Genomic DNA, 16,045 nt, shown 5'->3' with positions numbered 1-16,045 from the left:
GGCTCAGGAAACGTGTTGCAGGAATTCGCGCAGGCGTTCGCTGGGTGGATTGGTGATCAGCGTTTCAGGATCGCCATCTTCCGCGATACGGCCTTTATCAATAAAGATAAGGCGTGAAGCGACTTTGTGGGCAAAACCGACTTCGTGGGTGACAATGACCATCGTCATGCCTTCTTCGGCCAGATCTTTCATCACCGTCAGCACTTCGTGGCGCAGTTCAGGGTCGAGTGCGGATGTTGGCTCGTCAAACAGCATCAGCTTGGGTTTAACGGCCAGTGCGCGTGCAATCGCGACGCGCTGCTGTTGTCCGCCGGAGAGTTCGGAAGGATAGTGGTGCGCCCGTTCGGACAAACCCACTTTGGTCAGCAGTGTTTTCGCCAGCGCCTCCGCTTCTTTTTTACTGGCGCCGCGCACCCGGATAGGGCCGAACGCCACATTTTCCAGCGCAGTCAGATGCGGAAACAGATAAAACTGTTGGAACACCATGCCGGCTTCCTGGCGAATCAATCGCTCATCAACATGCGGGTCGTTAACATTCAACCCATCCACCACCAGCTCTCCGCTGGTGATTTCTTCCAGCTTGTTGATGCAGCGCAGCAACGTGGATTTACCGGAGCCGGAAGGCCCGATAATCACGACAACTTCACCTGGGTTAATTTTCAGATCGATATCGTGTAACACTTTCGTCTGACCGAAGTGTTTAGAAACATTTTTAAATTCAATCATATAATTTTAAGTCTTCTTTCCAGACGACGCAGGATGAAGCTGAGTACCAGCGTGATGAACAGATAAATTACCGCTACCGCGCTCCATATCTCCAGGGCGCGGAAATTACCGGCAATGATTTCCTGACCGGAGCGGGTCAGTTCCGCTACGCCAATCACAATAAATAATGAGGTGTCCTTGATGCTGATAATCCACTGATTACCCAGCGGCGGCAGCATACGGCGCAGTGCCAGCGGCGCGATAACATAGCGGAGCGTGTCGCGTCGAGATAAACCCAACGCCAACCCGGCTTCTCGGAAGCCGTTATGGATAGACAACACGGAGCCACGGGTAATTTCCGCGATGTAGGCGCCTGAATTGATCATGATAGTCACTACTGCGGCGGCAAACGGGTCGATCCGCACCGAGGTCAGAATCATGGGTAACGCGAAGTAGATGAACATCACTTGCACCACGATCGGCGTGCCGCGGATGAGTTCAATAAATATCAGTGCGATGCGGCTGGAAAACCAACCGCCGTAAGCGCGGGCAAAGCCCGCGAACACACCGATAACCACACCGCCAAGCAGACCCAGCACTGAGATCAGCAACGTCATTTTTGCCCCGTCCAACAGAAGGGGCAGAGAAGGCCAGATGGCGCTCCAGTCAAACTGCATTGAATATCTCCAGATTAAATCGGCAATGACATATATTCGTCATACTTAGAGTGGCATGCGCGTTGGCTTTCCTCGCTTATCCCAGCCACTTACTGGTGTAAGCGCCAGGGTTCCCTGCATCGCTGCGTGAGTAGGGGCGTGAAAACGCCTCGCCCGTTAAGCGCCAACGCTTTTCGTTATTCAAAAGCTAACGCTTTGTCCTGCCGCACGAATTATTTAGATGTCGGTTCTACGCCAAACCATTTTTTGTAGATCGCAGCATAAGTCCCATTTTCTCGCAGCGTGTTGAGCGCGCCGTTCACTTTTTCGCGCAGATCGCTGTTTTTCGGGAATGCGATACCGTACTGCTGTGCCTTAATGGAGTCACCGACAACTTTGAACTGGCTGTTACCGGCAGTTTTAATGAAGTAGAGGATGTTCGGCGTATCGTGCAGGACGGCGTCAGCACGGTTGGTGCCTAATTCCATATAAGCATTGTCAATGTTCGGGAACTGGCGCAGATCTTTAGTCTTGATATTGGCTTTGGCGTAATCAACGGAGCCCGTGCCGCTTTTCACCGCCACAACTTTTCCCGTCAGATCTTGGACGCTTTTGATCTCATTGTTGTTGGCTTTCACCATGACCAGCAGGCCACTGTTGTAGTAGCCGTCAGAAAAGTCGATGGCTTTTTTACGCTCATCGGTAATGGTGATACCTGCCAGAGCCAGATCCACATTGCGGGTTTGCAGCGCAGGAATAATACCGCCGAAATCCATAGGTTTCAGGGTGTAGGTCAGATTCAGTTGTTTGGCGATAGCATCCCAAAGATCGATGTCGAAACCGACATATTTAGCACCCTGCTTAAACTCGAACGGAACGAAGGCGGTGTCAGTGGCGACAATCAGTTCTTTTTCTGCGGCGTAGCTGGAAATGCTCATCGCTAGCGTTAGTGCAGTCAAAGAAGCTTTAAGTAGTGATTTCATCAACTCTTTCCTATTTATACCCATTGTGGAAGCCTTTTGCTTCACAGGCGTGGTCAAGAATAGTACGAAAATATTAATCGCACGAAATATAAAAGCCTGTAAAAAAACATTAAGTTAGTAACAAAGTGTTTTACTTAACCGGCTGTTTTTATTTAATTGCGTTGCTGAAAATGAATGTTTTCTATTCAACATCATCGCGCAGTTATGATTAACTAATTCATGCGGGTGAAACAACCGTTGATTGCCGTTATCTTGCATAATTGCGGACAAAAGCTAATTTTTTGAGCGCTTTAACAGATAAAATGGTGAGGTTAATGGTGCATCAGGTCAAATCGTAATCAAAGTCACGATGTGACGCTGGACGAAGAAATGTTTTTGAGTCGGAAATAAGATAACGAAAGGGCTGCCTGAGCAGCCCTGATAACGGTCATTCAATATTGGATTCGATGAACCACAGAAATTTGTCCAGATCGCGTGATGCGGCGGTCAGAATATCGGCGGTATCTTCGTCTTCCACTTTGGCTATTGCCTTGCGAACGCTGTTGGCGACGATGGCATAGCGTTCCGCCAGCGCTTTCAAATGGTCCTGCACGCGTTGAATATCGGTCGGATAGCTTTTCAGCGAAGTCTGTTCGTTAACGATTTGTACTGTACCCAGCGCGACGCCGCCGAGCTGAACCACACGTTCAGCCAGGGTATCCTGATGATCGATGATTGCGGTACGGAATCCATCAAGCATCTCATGTACGGCGATGAAGTTGGCGCCGCGCATATTCCAGTGCGCTTGTTTAGTGATCAGCGACAGATCGATAAAGTCCACGACAAGCTGATTCAACAGATTGATAGTAGAGGACTTTACGTTATCGTCTAAATCGTTGCGAGTGAAGATAAGTTCAGAAGATGCGGATTTTACTAGTTTAGCGGTGCGCATAATATAATCCTCTTGTTTAATTTTGATCATTTAGCTGTATAACCCGATCAATTATAACAGTAATCAAATAGAATATTGAAAAAAGTTGCCTATCAAATGAATCGCTTTGACAGATAAATTATGGTTTTTCTAACAGCCGTCGCCATCGCTCACAAGGCGTCGCCAACCCGAGTGGGATTGGCGTGGGTTGTAATCGAAATTATCTATACTTTTATAAACGATAGCCCTTCTCTTTTCATTCCCATCGTAAGGCGAAAATAACAATTACTTTGTAAAAACACAGCATAATTAATATCAGATAAAATAAAAGTCTACTGAAATGCAGGCATATGATTCTATTCAGTTGGTAAAGTGATGCTTTTCCGCAACATTTCCCGGAAGAGGCGAGGGATCACGCGGTACGATTATTTTTATCTTTCAGTGGCGTGGCTGTTTTTATCGTCATGGTTGTACCGATGGAAGCGGTAATAATAAACAATAGCGCTATCCACTGAATAAAAGACAAATGTTCATTGAGAAATAGCAGACCAGAAATGGCTGCCATCGCTGGCTCCATACTCATGAGCGTGCTAAAAGATCTGGCCGGCAGGCGGGTTAATGCCAACATTTCAAGAGAGTAGGGGAGCGCGGTGGAAAGAATGGCAACGGCAATACCCAGTGGTAATATTGAGAGAGAAAATAATGCGGGTTCCGAATAGATAATCCCGATTGGACAAAATATTATCGCAGCAATAAGTGAACCGATGGCAACCGTGCCTGACCCATGATTTAATCCTGCTTTTTTCCCATAAAGTATATATAACGCCCAGCATGTGCCTGCACCAAGCGCGCAAAGCACGCCGGTCATCTCGATATTGCCGGTATCGCGTCCCAGTGGTAATAGAAACCACAATCCCAGCATCGTCAGAATAACCCATAAAAAGTCAATCAACCTGCGTGACAGTGACATCGCGACCGTAAGCGGACCAATAAATTCCAGCGCCACGGCAATGCCGAGAGGAATGGTACGCAGTGAAAGGTAGAAGAGAAAATTCATTCCTCCCAACGTCAAACCATAAACGATCAACGGTAGGCGGTTACTATTAAAACGCACCCGCCAGGGTTTGAAAATGGCACAAAGGATCAACGTGCCAATGCCCAGACGCAATGCGGTTATTCCTGGCGCGCCTATCACCGGGAACAGGCTCTTGGCTAGTGCCGCACCGCTCTGGACAGAAACCATCGAGACAATGAGCAGCAGTACGGAGAGTAATATAGATACACGCGGAGAAGATAGGGTCATGCTTGAAGCCTTAATAGCAACAAAAATATAATGACGAAAAAGCATCATTATGAGACTAATCAATCATAAAGGATTTACTCGGTTAAATCTTACTTTTGTTTACTATTGTTTACGTTATATTTAATCGGTATATATTTGTGCGAAATAATTAGTCTGAAAACTGTGCCATAAATTAAGAATTATCTGTTTTTAATATCGGTATGGAATTTATTTTTAATCTTATTGTCATATAGGAAAATCTAATATAATTAGTATGATAGCTTCATTATGAAAGCAATTTTTACACCTGGTTAGGGGTTGAAATATATTTACTCGGCGGCAGTTTGAAATTTTTTTGTTATATTTATGACGCTAGGTGTTCTTTCGTATAATGAAATTTGAGGCTGTCTCTATGAAAAAAATTGCGTGTCTTTCAGCATTAGCTTGTGTATTAGCCGTTGGAACAGGTTCTGCACTGGCAGGACAAAGTACGGTATCGGCAGGCTATGCTCAAGGTGACGCTCAAGGCGTCGTTAATAAAGCAAAAGGTTTTAACCTGAAATATCGTTACGAGCAAAATAATAATCCGCTGGGGGTCATTGGTTCTTTCACCTACCTGGAAGATAGCCAGACTAACGATGGTCTTTACACCAAAGGCCGATACATGGGCTTTACCGCCGGTCCTGCTTTTCGTCTGAATGATTGGGCGAGTATCTATGGCGTGGTTGGTTTTGGCCACGGTAAATACACGGGCAACGCTACGGATGGCTCTTCCCATCAGAGCAATGACGACTACGGCTTCACCTACGGCGCCGGCCTACAGTTCAACCCGATCCAGGACGTCGCGCTGGATGTGGGTTACGAGCAAAGTCGCATCCGCAGTGTTGATATCGGCACCTGGGCTGTTGGCGTCGGTTATCGCTTCTGATTTAGTGCGTGTCGTTTTTACCCGTAATGTTGGTTGTGTGAATGTGTCTATAAAATCCGTCTCTTGAGGCGGATTTTTTTACGGTGTAAGTCCATCCTCACGCTCAGAACTGCGGGGTTACTGAGAACGGTAACGCCACAGCCAACGTCCGCTCTCCATGCGCCGGTAGTAAAAAAAGCCGCGAATGATCCAGTCCAGAAACATCCCCATCCAAACGCCAATGACGCCGAAACCGAGCATGACACCGAGTATATAGCCAGCGATAACACGACAACCCCACATGCCGCCCATGGCGATCCACATGGTGTAGCTGGCGTCTTTTGCGCCTTTTAGCCCGGCAGGCAGAACCCAGGAGGCTGCCCAGACCGGCATAAAGAGCGCATTGAGCCATATGAGATGTTGAACCACTCTAATCACTTCTGGCTCATCGGTATAAAGCGAGGCCAAATAGCCCGCGCCGGGGATGGACAAGACCGCGAGGATGCACAGTCCGATATTGGAAAGCCAGAAGATATAATTCAACTGCCGAATAGACTGCATGATTTGCCCTTTACCTAACCGCGTACCGACAATAATGGTTGCGGCGGCGCCCAGCGAGTTGCCGGGAAGGTTTATCAGCGTCGTGATTGAAAAGGCAATGAAGTTCCCGGCAATGGCTTCGGTTCCCATGCCTGCAACAAAACGCTGGGTGATCAGCTTTCCGACATTAAACATAACGGATTCAATGCTGGCGGGGATACCAATGCTGAACACTTCATACAAGATTGAGGCGGTGAAAGGCGCGAAATAGGATTTAAACGGTATTCTCAACGCACCGTTAAAACCGTGCATCAGCGTCAGGATGACACACAGCGCGCCAATATAACGGGAAAGCGTCATCCCAAGACCTGCGCCGATAAACCCAAGACCATCCCAGGAAAAACAACCGTAGATCAGCAGGCTACTGATGGCAAGATTGAGAATGTTCATACCGATGTTAATCACCATCGGTATTTTGGCCTTTCCCGCGCCGCGCAAGGCGCCGCACCCTACCAACGTGATGGCTAATGCAGGGTAACCCCATACCGTCCAGCGCAGAAACGTTAACGCGAGACTTTTGACGCGTTCTTCAGCTTGTGCGGCCATCATATCTATAAGCCATTCGCCGGCAAATTGAACCAGCACAACCAGCAGGAAGGAGACGAGAACGAGCAGAGAGATGGATTGCCGGGAGGCCGCGCGCGCCTGTTTTCTGTTTCGTTGCCCCAGACTGAAGGACACGACGACGGCCGTACCTAATGCCACGGCAGTAAAAAAGGCGATTATAAGCAAGTTAAAATTATCTGCCAGACCCACGGCCGCCATTGCTTCTTTACCCAGCCAGCTTACCAGCAATGTGCTGAATATCCCCATCAAAACCACGCACAGCCCTTCAATGAAGATAGGGAAGGCAAGCGGCGCGATTTCACGCCAGAATAGTACCCGGTTTGAAAACCGTTTTTTATACCAGTCTGTATCTTTGAGCCTGCTGATAAAACGATCTTGGTGGTATCCCATTTTTCCCCGCTGAATTCATTAGAAAACAAAACGATGAGACGGTCATCTGGTCAACGCACCAGTACAATGGGTGATTAATATTAATTTAGGTGGATCTAAATTAATATCAATCATGATTGAACATGCTACCTAACACTTGCTATCTTTGTTTGTGGATGCGAGGTATTGTATGTTGCAGCTTATGAACCCTCTTTAATCGTTAATCGAGGTACATTACCATGTCAACCCCACTCTACGTTCCGCCCTTAGATGCCCGGAAGATGTTGGATGAAGGCGCTGTTCTGATTGATATTCGGCAGCCAGAAGAGTTTGCACGTGAACATATTGCCCAGGCAAGATTATACCCTTTGGGGTTATTAACCACTCAACCACACCAATCGCCTGCACCTGATGCATCAACGGTTATCTTCTACTGCCTTTCCGGTATGCGCTCAGGTAAAAATGCGGATTTACTGGCTGAATCCGTTGCCCCTGCGCAGGCCGTACTCATAGACGGTGGTCTGAATGCATGGAAAAAATCGGGTCTTTCAACCGAAGTGAACCGCAAGCAGCCGATAGAAATCATGAGACAAGTTCAAATTACTGCGGGTGCGTTAATTATTTGTGGTGTTTTGCTGGGTTTCGGTGTGAGTAGCGCTTTTTTCCTGCTATCTGCCTTTGTCGGCGCAGGACTCATGTTCGCAGGTATCAGTGGCTATTGCGGTATGGCTAAATTACTGATGAAAATGCCGTGGAACAACACCACTACAAGCTGATGGGCGACGGTGTTGAGTGAATTTTCACCAGATTTGGATATCGTTTTTTTATATCAATCTGTCTAACTGATGAAAAAACCGTAGACGCAATGAGAATACGGTTTTTCCATTCGGTTAAGGTGCTTTTAACGATTTTAAATAATACTAAAGCATGTGCTAAACATCGAGCAGTGATGTCCCCAATAGTTATGAAAATAATTACTATAGGGAATAGGGTAGCGCCTGAAAATAATGGTCTGTCTATTTATCTTGAACTGGCTAATCTGTTTTTATTACGTATATCCGGTAAATTAAGATTCTACTTTTGCAATAGAAACGGATACTTCATAGCCGAGTAAATATAAAGCCTGCTCTAGAGTTTCAACTTTTGACGCATGACTCACATCCAACAAGCGGTCTATTTGTGGCCCTTTCTGATTAAGCTTACGAGCCAGATCCGCTTTTCGTGTACCGGTTTGTATCATTGCGTTATGCAAAGCCGCTTTCAGATTAACAAGCACGGGGAGGTGAACCGGTATTTCGTTGTGCTGCAACGCCGACGGTTTGGGAACCGGTATCCTTGTGTCAATGTATTCTCCAATAATCCCCGTCAACCAACTCGCCGCTTCAAGATCTATATCCTCTTCTGCGTATGCGATGGATTTTAAATTTTTGAAATCTCGATAAAGAATTTCATACTGACCTGAGTCTTCATTAAAACTCACTGATGCCGGGTATGTGAACATATAACGTCTCCGTTTTATTGAAATCGATAACAGAATAGCATGAAAGTTATGTAATGCAACATTTATGTTGTTTTTTTGATTGACAGTGAAGAGATTTTCCGTTTGGCAATCTCGTGATGGCAAGTGGCTATATCGGGGTGAATATTATAATTATTTGATTATAATGCCTTTTATTTACCCTCATAGTCCAATAGCGGAACATCACTACCGACGCAGTCGAGTGGCTACGATTAAGCAATTTTTTTATCAATAAATTTTGCTTATTACTGACTCAACTTACGTCATGCTGGTGCTGGTGGTAATTCCCGAAGCAGCAGATTTCTTGCACGCAGTAGTACCAGTGGCGTGAGTTGTTCGTTATCACCGGCCAAAGCAAAGAATACTCGGCGGCTGCTTCCGCCATGTTTTACTGCATTGGTGTTACCAACAAGCGCGCCGGCATCGGCACGTTTCCCGCTCCAACCGGACGATCTTGATCGATGGTTATGTTTTTTATCGTTTTCTTGGCGCGTGGCTGTTGGTCGGTGGATGTACGTTCGGTAAAATCCAGAAAGTGCGACAGTAAAGATATTCACCTGTCCATTTAGGCTTATTTTTTTGAAGGCTCGCTGTTCACCATTTTGACGGTAAACGCCTGTGAATATGAAAGACGCGTAGAATCTGGAGCAGATTATCTTTCACTGGGTTTGGGGTGATGTAGGGATAGTGTGTCAACACAAGCTCACGCGGTCCTGACACACAGCCAGGTCTTCCCATTGCTGGCCGTTGCGGGAGTAATTCCGTTACTCACTGAACTTCATCCACAAATTGGCGGGCAGCTTGTGGATCGTGTTGCGCAATATAGAGGTGCTTGGCTTCCAAATTGGCCGCTGCTTTGCGCAGCCATTTAATTTCCTTCTTTTGCCGTACCTAACTTTTCAAACAGGTTGCTCATCTCATCTGATGAGAGAAAATCACCAGCATCGGCTTCTTCGATCGCTTGTTCGATCTCTGCAATTTGCCAGACTTCTCGCGCAAGATAGTCATCAATGACTTGACCGGCCAGAAAAGAGCGGGTGCGCCCTGTGGCTTTAGCCAGCGCATCAAGTTGCGCGGTTGTTTCATCATTCAATCGAACGGACATGACACCCATACTACTTCCTCACTGCATTGTGTATTTTGTATACATTGTGGTTATCTGAGGGGAGTGAGGCAAGCTGACTTATCCCCCAGTGATTGATACACCCAGAAGAATGTCTGTCGTGCCAGGATTTATCGCCAGGCATACGTGGTTGAGGCATACAGGCACCGTATGCCCAATCGTATGCCTAAACTTTTCGGCTGAAAACGTAGTAAACCGATAGATAACAAACAACAAAAAAACCCGCAAACTCAGTGAGAATGCGGGTTCTTGCGGGGTTTCCGGTAGTAAACGATACTAACCGAATATATATTTGGTCGGCACGAGAGGATTTGAACCTCCGACCCCTGACACCCCATGACAGTGCGCTACCAGGCTGCGCTACGTGCCGATGCTATGGGCGCTTATACTACCTTTTCCTGACCTTATTGCAATAGTCTGACGAAACGACTGCTTTAGATTTAGGCAGTTAGTTGGCAATAAAGCGCCTTTCGTTAGTGAGAACCTGTAAGAGCAGGGCGAGCTGGGGCCTTTCATCGTTCAGTTTATTTCCATCCCGATCGTAAGCCCGGTAATTCCCGTTATTCTCCAACATGATCATCTGTTCCGGGGTAACGATCATCAACGCGCTGCCGTTACCATTCGCCAGCCAGTTATTGCGCCGTTGGGCGGCAAACAGATCCTCGCCCTGAGAGTAGTCATCTGTGGAATTTCTAACGTGGAGTAAACGCTGCATCAGCGTGGCCATCACGTCTTTCTGATCCGTCATTTTAGTAATCGTCTGGGCGGGAGTGTCCGGCCAATGAACGATGAGAGGTATTTGCCACTGCGAGCGACGGAAAACCATTTTGTTGTCATCGTCTGGACGATAATTTTGCATGGTGATCACAACAACCGTTTTTTCCAGTTCATTTTTTTCTTGTAGCGTGCTGATGATTTTGCCGATTTGCTGGTCAACATTCTGAATGCGCTGTGATTTTCCAGGCGTTGAAACCAGGCTGCTGGCGTCATCGGCTGAACCGGCACTGTTCAACTCAACATAGGAGAACCAGGGCGCGACACTGTTATCACGGTTTAACCAGTTTCGCCATTGCGTGATGATTGTTTCATCGCTCTGTTCCTGTGGCGCAGGCAGTGAGAAGTCGGACAGCAACGCTTGGCGGTAAAGAACATTGTTGAAGCCATTGGAAGAGAACAGACCAAACTGGTAGCCCTGTTGATTCAACGCGGTCATCAGCGCTGAAGGTTTGCGGGCAACTAACACCCCATCCATGTAGGTTGTTGAAATACCATAAAAAAGGTTAAACAATCCGGCGTTTGGCCGTGTACCGGAGTCATAGTGATCGCTGAAACGGATATTTTGCTCCGCGAAGCGCGACAGATTGGGCATGTCGCTGATCTGTGCATTATTGATGACAATCATCAGTAAGTTATAACCACTGCCGCCATCACGGAACCTAATGTCATTCAACGGATATTCCACGGTCATCGCTTCAGGATTGCCTTGCTGCGATAGTCGGCGCTGATATTCCTGCGCATCCAGCAAGCCATGCTTTTCCAAAAAGCGGCGCGCCGTCATGGGATAAGAGAGCGGCAGGTTGGCGCGCTGCATGGTAATCGGGCGATAGAAATTGGCATCCGCCCAGATATACATCAGGTGTGAGGCAAAGAACGCTGAAATAAACACCCCCGCCAGAGGTTTGCCAAAACTGCGGCGATTCAGGCTGCGCAGCTTTTGCCAGCACCAGGTGCCAAACAGCATTTGCACCATGAAAATCAGCGGAATACCGATGAACATCAACTGCCAGTCACGCGCCAGTTCGCTTTGGTCGGGGTTGATGACCAATTGCCAAACGGTCGTATTGAGATGGAGATGGAAACGAGTGAAAACCTCAATATCGACCAGCAGCAACGTCAGGCCGGCGGTGGCCAGCGCAGCGGAAAGAAACCGCATCAGACGCTGTGACAGAACGATAAAGGTCAAGGGGAAAATGATCAGTAGGTAAGCGGCAAAGCCAATAAAACTGAAATGCCCCAGCCAGCTTACCAGTGCGTAAATGCGGCCAAACAGAGAGGAAGGCCAGTCAACAACAAACAGATAGCGGCTACCCAGCCCTAGGCTGAGCACAATATTAAACAAGGCGAACCAGTGTCCCCAACTGATCATCTGGGAAACTTTTTCGCGGTAGCGCTGGCGGTTGGTTACCATAAGTTGGTCAAAAATTAGTGAGCTTTATCTGCTTTTTTAATCGAAGCCTGTAGTGCTTCGGCGAAAGAACGGGCCAGAACCTGACGTTGAGCAGGTGCGACGCTGGTATTGATCAGGTTAGTCACCATATTGCCCAGCACCATCAAAGCGAGATCGGTTGGAGCATGGTGCTTTTCCAGAACATTGACCATCTCAGAAAGCAGTTGTTCAACGTGTTCGTCACTATAACGGGATGACTGTGGCATAAAATGGCGCTTCTCAAGCTGTTAAAGTCGCATATCTTACCGTATCGACTCATCCTTTTCCGCTCTTTTATCATTTATCATTTTAGGCTGCCAGTGCATTTATTACAGAGTATGGGATGGCTTTTCAGTTGCAGCCCTACCGCTTCGGTGTTTGAATACGCACCTTGCCAAAAGGAGAGTTTATCATGAGTCTGGATATCGACCAGATTGCCCTGCATCAGTTGATTAAACGTGATGAACAAACACTGGAAATGGTGTTGCGTGATTCCCTGCTGTCAGCCAATGCGACAGTAGAAGAAATGATGGCTGAATTGCATCGCGTCTATAGCGCCAAAAGTAAAGCTTACGGTCTGTTTAATGAGCAAAGCGAACTGGCGGATGCGCTCAGCGCTTGCCGTAAAGGGGATGAGGACTTTCTGGGGTTTACGCGGGCGGCCACCGCACGTTTGCGTGATGAACTGGCCAAATACCCGTTTGCTGAAGGCGGTGTCGTGCTGTTTTGCCAGTACCGTTATCTGGCCGTGGAATATCTGCTGGTCGCGGTGCTCAATAGCTGCAACAGCATGCGTGTTAATGAGCAGTTGGATATCAGCAGTACGCATTATCTGGACATCAGTCATGCGGACATCGTGGCGCGCATCGATTTAACCGAATGGGAAACCAATCCCCAGTCAACACGCTACCTGACGTTCCTTAAAGGGCGGGTGGGGCGAAAGGTTTCTGATTTTTTTATGGATTTTCTGGCCGCGGCGGAAGGGCTGGATACCAAAGCGCAAAACCGTGGCTTGCTGAAAGCGGTTGATGAGTATTGCGATGATGCGCAACTGGATAAGAATGAGCGTCAGAATTATCGTCAACAGGTGTATAGCTACTGTAACGAGCAGTTGCAGTCGGGTGACGAAATCGAACTGGCCGCGCTGTCGCAGGAACTGCCGCCGTTGGGCGACAAATCCTTTCAGCAGTTTTCGACGGAACAAGGCTATGAGCTGGAAGACCGTTTCCCTGCCGACCGCAGTACATTGCGTCAATTGACTAAATTTGCCGGCAGCGGCGGGGGAATCAGCCTGAATTTTGATGCGTTATTATTGGGCGAGCGGATCTTTTGGGACCCGGCAACCGATACGCTGACGATCAAAGGGACGCCGCCTAATCTGCGCGATCAGTTACAGCGCCGTTTAACGGGGGGTGATCAGTAGGCGGGCAGGTTTGCCCATCATAGAAAACGCGGTAAAAGATGTTCAACGTCGCTAGCGGCGTCCCGCATAAAAAAACGCCGCAAAAGCGGCGTTTTTCCCGGCGTCCCGGATTGACTTCCGCGTGATTAAACGCGAATGAAGTCGATATGAGTCAGTTTTGGCTTGAACACGTGACGCTGTACAGCCTGAACTTTGACCTGAACTTCTTGGCCATCGATAGACAGGATAATGGTTTCGCCGTAGAAACCGTCTTTCAGTTCCTGGTTTTTAACGGTGTCGTGATCCAGTTCGATGGCAACCGGCGCTTCTGAACCACCATAAACGATGGCTGGGAATTTGCCAGCGGTACGCAGGCGGCGGCTCGCACCCTTACCCTGCTCTTTACGTGCTTCTGCTTTGATAGTAATCATTTTTTTCTCTACTCAAGAAAGTAACCCTGCTACAGGCGACCCAGCAGCAAGTCGGATTGTTCAGCTTTTGCGGTACAAAAGCGGGCTGAATTCTAGCGGAATATGGCTTGCCGGGCAAACAAAACCGCGATCTACCCTTCAACTTTCACGTTGCGGGAAGGCGGTAACGTGAAAGTTGAAGGGGTATTAACCCCGCAGTTCGTTGGCGCGGCGAAAACGCCCCTCATAGTCGAACATTTTTTCCCGCAGTTGCCAGAATTTTCCCTGCTTGCGCGCCACCACAAAATCGGGCGGGCGCAACAGGCTTTGCTGGGCCACAATGTCGTTCACGGTTTGCCAAACGAAAGGGACGCCGGGCGCACGCTGATGAAAGCGTAAAAAACCGAGCCGGAAAACATGACGCTGTGCTGGCGTATGCAGGCGAAAACGTTCGCTGACCTGGGCGCCGTCCTCATCATGATAGGTAATCTTCAACCACTCACCTTTGGCGTCCTGACCGGGGGTAAGCTCCATTCCGCTACAACGTATTATCAGCGCATCTTTTAGCTTTAACGCGGCTTTCAACATATCGTCCGGGTCGACCAGCACCGCTTCGCACTGATGGCAGCGTCGGGCGGCGATATCGTTCTCCGCGCCGCAATGAGGGCACACCTTAAAGCGGAAGCGGTAGCCGCACTGCACGCGCTGTCCCTTCTCTCCAGTCTCCCATCCCTGACAGCGGCGGCCGTAGTGTTCGATCACGCTGCCATCCGGCGTGGTTATTCCCCAGAATGAATTGGCAAAACCGCACTGTGGACAAAAGACCTGAACGGGATGACTGTCGGTATGAGGCTTGCCGCTTCCGATTTCTGGCGTGTAAAGGTCGTGCGCATTGCCAGCATAATCCAGTATCAGACAGTCTGTTTTCCCTGGGAAGAGGCGTAAACCCCGGCCGACAATCTGCTGATAGAGGCTGACGGATTCCGTTGGGCGCAGGATGGCGATCAGGTCAACATGGGGCGCATCAAACCCCGTGGTTAGAACCGCCACATTCACCAGATAGCGCAGTTGTCGTTGTTTAAAGGCTTCGATATACGCGTCACGCTGCGCAGGGGGCGTTTCAGCACTGACCAGCGCGGCGTGGCCTGCTGGCAAAAGCGCGTGAATTTCGCGGGCATGCTCGACTGTGGCGGCAAAAATCATGACCCCGGCTCGCGTCTGGGCATAATCGATAATCTGCTTAATGATGTGCGGCGTAATGCGCTGCTGGCGTTTTAGCTCGCGATTTAGATCGGCTTCGCCGAATAAACCGTTGTTTCGGGCGATGAGTTTACTGAAATCGTATTGTACTACAGGCATATCCAACCGCGTCGGCGGTGTCAAAAAACCGTGCTTGATCATGTAGCGTAGCGGTAGCTCATAGATGCAATCCCGAAACAGGCTGTGTTCATCACCACGCACCATTCCGTGGTAATGATATTGATAAATCCAGCCTTTTCCCAGTCTATAGGGTGTAGCGGTCAGGCCCAGCAGCCGCAGTTGCGGATTGGTTTGTCGCAGATGCTGGATGATCTGCTGGTATTGGCTGTCATCGTCATCGCTGACGCGGTGGCACTCATCAATAATCAGCAACGAGAAGGATTGCCCGAATCGGTCCAGATTACGGGCGACGGACTGAACGCTGCCAAAGACCACCTTCCCCTGACTCTGCCGCTGTTGCAGCCCAGCGGCGAAAATATCCGCTTCCAGCCCCCAGGCGCAATATTTGGCATGGTTTTGCGCAACCAGCTCTTTCACATGGGCTAAAACCAGCACCCGGCCGCGCGCGAGTCTGGCTAGTTCGGCTATGACGAGACTTTTTCCGGCGCCCGTGGGCAGCACAATCACCGCCGGTTGGCTATGATGACGAAAATATGTCAGCGTCGCGGCGACGGCCTCTCGTTGGTATGGTCGCAGTGTGAAAGGCATAACCTAGTGCTGACAGATTTTACGGGCGCCGGTCGTAAAACCGCTTTCGAGCGGAATGAACTTTCCATGGACGGCCAGATATTGTACCAGCATCGCGGCGGTCATGTTCCCGGCTGAACAGGTATGGAAACGGACATCGCTGCCGAAGCGGTTTTCAATGCGGGCAATCAACTGTTCGGTAGCGAAAGATTCGCCGCTGGCGAGCATCATTTGCAAAACTTCATGGACGTGAATTGATGACATGGGATACCTCTCAACAATGAACAATTGTCCCTATTATGCCTGTTGCTCAAGGCCGGAGCGAGTGAGGGGATGGCATATTCTTCGGTCACGGCGTCAGCAAAACAGAATAGCGCCGTTGAATTCTAGGATGTCGGGCAAGGCCTCGGTATACTGTGATATTCCGGCAACCTATGCTGTTGCCTTATCTTCATTTTC

At 48.7% G+C, this 16,045-nt stretch carries 16 protein-coding genes and 1 tRNA gene; 3 read left to right on the top strand and 14 right to left on the bottom strand.

Features of this window, described 5'->3' with window-relative positions; all coding sequences use genetic code 11:
- Positions 1-3: 3 nt before the first annotated feature.
- The 5 genes from glnQ to rhtA form a co-directional block, all read right to left on the bottom strand.
- Entirely contained in the window at positions 4-726 is a 723-nt protein-coding gene (gene glnQ, locus EH207_RS10655) for a glutamine ABC transporter ATP-binding protein GlnQ (RefSeq protein ID WP_137713985.1), read from the bottom strand.
- Positions 723-1,382 (bottom strand): glutamine ABC transporter permease GlnP, encoded by a 660-nt coding sequence (gene glnP, locus EH207_RS10650; RefSeq protein ID WP_137713984.1) that lies wholly within the window; start codon positions 1,380-1,382, stop codon positions 723-725. The genes glnQ and glnP overlap by 4 nt, the downstream gene beginning before the upstream one ends.
- Before the next feature lie 212 nt (positions 1,383-1,594).
- A complete protein-coding gene (gene glnH, locus EH207_RS10645) occupies positions 1,595-2,344 on the bottom strand; it encodes a glutamine ABC transporter substrate-binding protein GlnH (protein ID WP_137713983.1) in 750 nt (249 codons plus the stop codon).
- 427 nt (positions 2,345-2,771) lie between these two features.
- The gene (gene dps, locus EH207_RS10640; RefSeq protein ID WP_137713982.1) at positions 2,772-3,275 is read right to left on the bottom strand and encodes a DNA starvation/stationary phase protection protein Dps; all 504 of its coding nucleotides are present in this window, start codon (positions 3,273-3,275) and stop codon (positions 2,772-2,774) included.
- A gap of 391 nt (positions 3,276-3,666) precedes the next feature.
- On the bottom strand, positions 3,667-4,557 hold the full coding sequence (rhtA, locus tag EH207_RS10635; RefSeq protein WP_137715326.1) for a threonine/homoserine exporter RhtA: 891 nt from the start codon (positions 4,555-4,557) through the stop codon (positions 3,667-3,669).
- Positions 4,558-4,948: 391 nt separating this feature from the next.
- Between rhtA and ompX the strand changes: the two genes are divergently transcribed.
- On the top strand, positions 4,949-5,464 hold the full coding sequence (gene ompX, locus EH207_RS10630; protein ID WP_137713981.1) for an outer membrane protein OmpX: 516 nt from the start codon (positions 4,949-4,951) through the stop codon (positions 5,462-5,464).
- Between the two features lie 117 nt (positions 5,465-5,581).
- On the opposite strand, the gene EH207_RS10625 is transcribed toward ompX, so the two are convergent.
- On the bottom strand, positions 5,582-7,000 hold the full coding sequence (locus tag EH207_RS10625; protein ID WP_137713980.1) for an EmmdR/YeeO family multidrug/toxin efflux MATE transporter: 1,419 nt from the start codon (positions 6,998-7,000) through the stop codon (positions 5,582-5,584).
- 218 nt (positions 7,001-7,218) lie between these two features.
- Between EH207_RS10625 and EH207_RS10620 the strand changes: the two genes are divergently transcribed.
- Positions 7,219-7,755, top strand: coding sequence for a rhodanese family protein (locus EH207_RS10620; RefSeq protein WP_137713979.1), 537 nt, complete (start codon positions 7,219-7,221; stop codon positions 7,753-7,755).
- Positions 7,756-8,045: 290 nt separating this feature from the next.
- Here EH207_RS10620 and EH207_RS10615 read toward each other — a convergent pair whose 3' ends face one another.
- The 5 genes from EH207_RS10615 to EH207_RS10585 form a co-directional block, all read right to left on the bottom strand.
- Complete coding sequence (locus EH207_RS10615) at positions 8,046-8,480, bottom strand: type II toxin-antitoxin system HicB family antitoxin (RefSeq protein ID WP_137713978.1); 435 nt, start codon at positions 8,478-8,480, stop codon at positions 8,046-8,048.
- Between the two features lie 886 nt (positions 8,481-9,366).
- Positions 9,367-9,612: a CopG family ribbon-helix-helix protein gene (locus EH207_RS10600; protein WP_137713977.1), complete on the bottom strand. Its 246-nt coding sequence runs from the start codon at positions 9,610-9,612 to the stop codon at positions 9,367-9,369.
- A gap of 302 nt (positions 9,613-9,914) precedes the next feature.
- Positions 9,915-9,991: transfer RNA gene (locus tag EH207_RS10595), tRNA-Pro, on the bottom strand.
- 78 nt (positions 9,992-10,069) lie between these two features.
- A complete protein-coding gene (gene yejM, locus EH207_RS10590) occupies positions 10,070-11,809 on the bottom strand; it encodes an LPS biosynthesis-modulating metalloenzyme YejM (protein WP_137713976.1) in 1,740 nt (579 codons plus the stop codon).
- Between the two features lie 14 nt (positions 11,810-11,823).
- Positions 11,824-12,054, bottom strand: coding sequence for a YejL family protein (locus tag EH207_RS10585; protein ID WP_137713975.1), 231 nt, complete (start codon positions 12,052-12,054; stop codon positions 11,824-11,826).
- Between the two features lie 185 nt (positions 12,055-12,239).
- Between EH207_RS10585 and yejK the strand changes: the two genes are divergently transcribed.
- A complete protein-coding gene (gene yejK / locus EH207_RS10580; protein ID WP_137713974.1) occupies positions 12,240-13,250 on the top strand; it encodes a nucleoid-associated protein YejK in 1,011 nt (336 codons plus the stop codon).
- Between the two features lie 125 nt (positions 13,251-13,375).
- On the opposite strand, the gene rplY is transcribed toward yejK, so the two are convergent.
- The 3 genes from rplY to EH207_RS10565 all read right to left on the bottom strand — a co-directional run bounded on the left by rplY (position 13,376) and on the right by EH207_RS10565 (position 15,850).
- Positions 13,376-13,660, bottom strand: coding sequence for a 50S ribosomal protein L25 (rplY, locus tag EH207_RS10575; RefSeq protein ID WP_137713973.1), 285 nt, complete (start codon positions 13,658-13,660; stop codon positions 13,376-13,378).
- A 186-nt stretch (positions 13,661-13,846) separates the two neighbouring features.
- On the bottom strand, positions 13,847-15,607 hold the full coding sequence (gene radD, locus EH207_RS10570; protein WP_137713972.1) for a DNA repair helicase RadD: 1,761 nt from the start codon (positions 15,605-15,607) through the stop codon (positions 13,847-13,849).
- 3 nt (positions 15,608-15,610) lie between these two features.
- Positions 15,611-15,850, bottom strand: coding sequence for a YecH family metal-binding protein (locus EH207_RS10565; protein ID WP_137713971.1), 240 nt, complete (start codon positions 15,848-15,850; stop codon positions 15,611-15,613).
- Positions 15,851-16,045: the final 195 nt, after the last annotated feature.

Source organism: Brenneria rubrifaciens (genome assembly GCF_005484945.1).
Classification (GTDB): Bacteria; Pseudomonadota; Gammaproteobacteria; order Enterobacterales; family Enterobacteriaceae; genus Brenneria; species Brenneria rubrifaciens.
The sequence above is the reverse complement of the archived record's forward strand: the minus strand, read 5'-3'. Positions and strand labels throughout refer to the sequence as shown.

Bases quoted from the DNA above. Each gene is read 5' to 3' on its own strand.
- glnQ (WP_137713985.1), bottom strand. From the start codon at position 726: ATGATTGAATTTAAAAATGTTTCTAAACACTTCGGTCAGACGAAAGTG.
- glnP (WP_137713984.1), bottom strand. From the start codon at position 1,382: ATGCAGTTTGACTGGAGCGCCATCTGGCCTTCTCTGCCCCTTCTGTTG.
- glnH (WP_137713983.1), bottom strand. From the start codon at position 2,344: ATGAAATCACTACTTAAAGCTTCTTTGACTGCACTAACGCTAGCGATG.
- dps (WP_137713982.1), bottom strand. From the start codon at position 3,275: ATGCGCACCGCTAAACTAGTAAAATCCGCATCTTCTGAACTTATCTTC.
- rhtA (WP_137715326.1), bottom strand. From the start codon at position 4,557: ATGACCCTATCTTCTCCGCGTGTATCTATATTACTCTCCGTACTGCTG.
- ompX (WP_137713981.1), top strand. From the start codon at position 4,949: ATGAAAAAAATTGCGTGTCTTTCAGCATTAGCTTGTGTATTAGCCGTT.
- EH207_RS10625 (WP_137713980.1), bottom strand. From the start codon at position 7,000: ATGGGATACCACCAAGATCGTTTTATCAGCAGGCTCAAAGATACAGAC.
- EH207_RS10620 (WP_137713979.1), top strand. From the start codon at position 7,219: ATGTCAACCCCACTCTACGTTCCGCCCTTAGATGCCCGGAAGATGTTG.
- EH207_RS10615 (WP_137713978.1), bottom strand. From the start codon at position 8,480: ATGTTCACATACCCGGCATCAGTGAGTTTTAATGAAGACTCAGGTCAG.
- EH207_RS10600 (WP_137713977.1), bottom strand. From the start codon at position 9,612: ATGGGTGTCATGTCCGTTCGATTGAATGATGAAACAACCGCGCAACTT.
- yejM (WP_137713976.1), bottom strand. From the start codon at position 11,809: ATGGTAACCAACCGCCAGCGCTACCGCGAAAAAGTTTCCCAGATGATC.
- EH207_RS10585 (WP_137713975.1), bottom strand. From the start codon at position 12,054: ATGCCACAGTCATCCCGTTATAGTGACGAACACGTTGAACAACTGCTT.
- yejK (WP_137713974.1), top strand. From the start codon at position 12,240: ATGAGTCTGGATATCGACCAGATTGCCCTGCATCAGTTGATTAAACGT.
- rplY (WP_137713973.1), bottom strand. From the start codon at position 13,660: ATGATTACTATCAAAGCAGAAGCACGTAAAGAGCAGGGTAAGGGTGCG.
- radD (WP_137713972.1), bottom strand. From the start codon at position 15,607: ATGCCTTTCACACTGCGACCATACCAACGAGAGGCCGTCGCCGCGACG.
- EH207_RS10565 (WP_137713971.1), bottom strand. From the start codon at position 15,850: ATGTCATCAATTCACGTCCATGAAGTTTTGCAAATGATGCTCGCCAGC.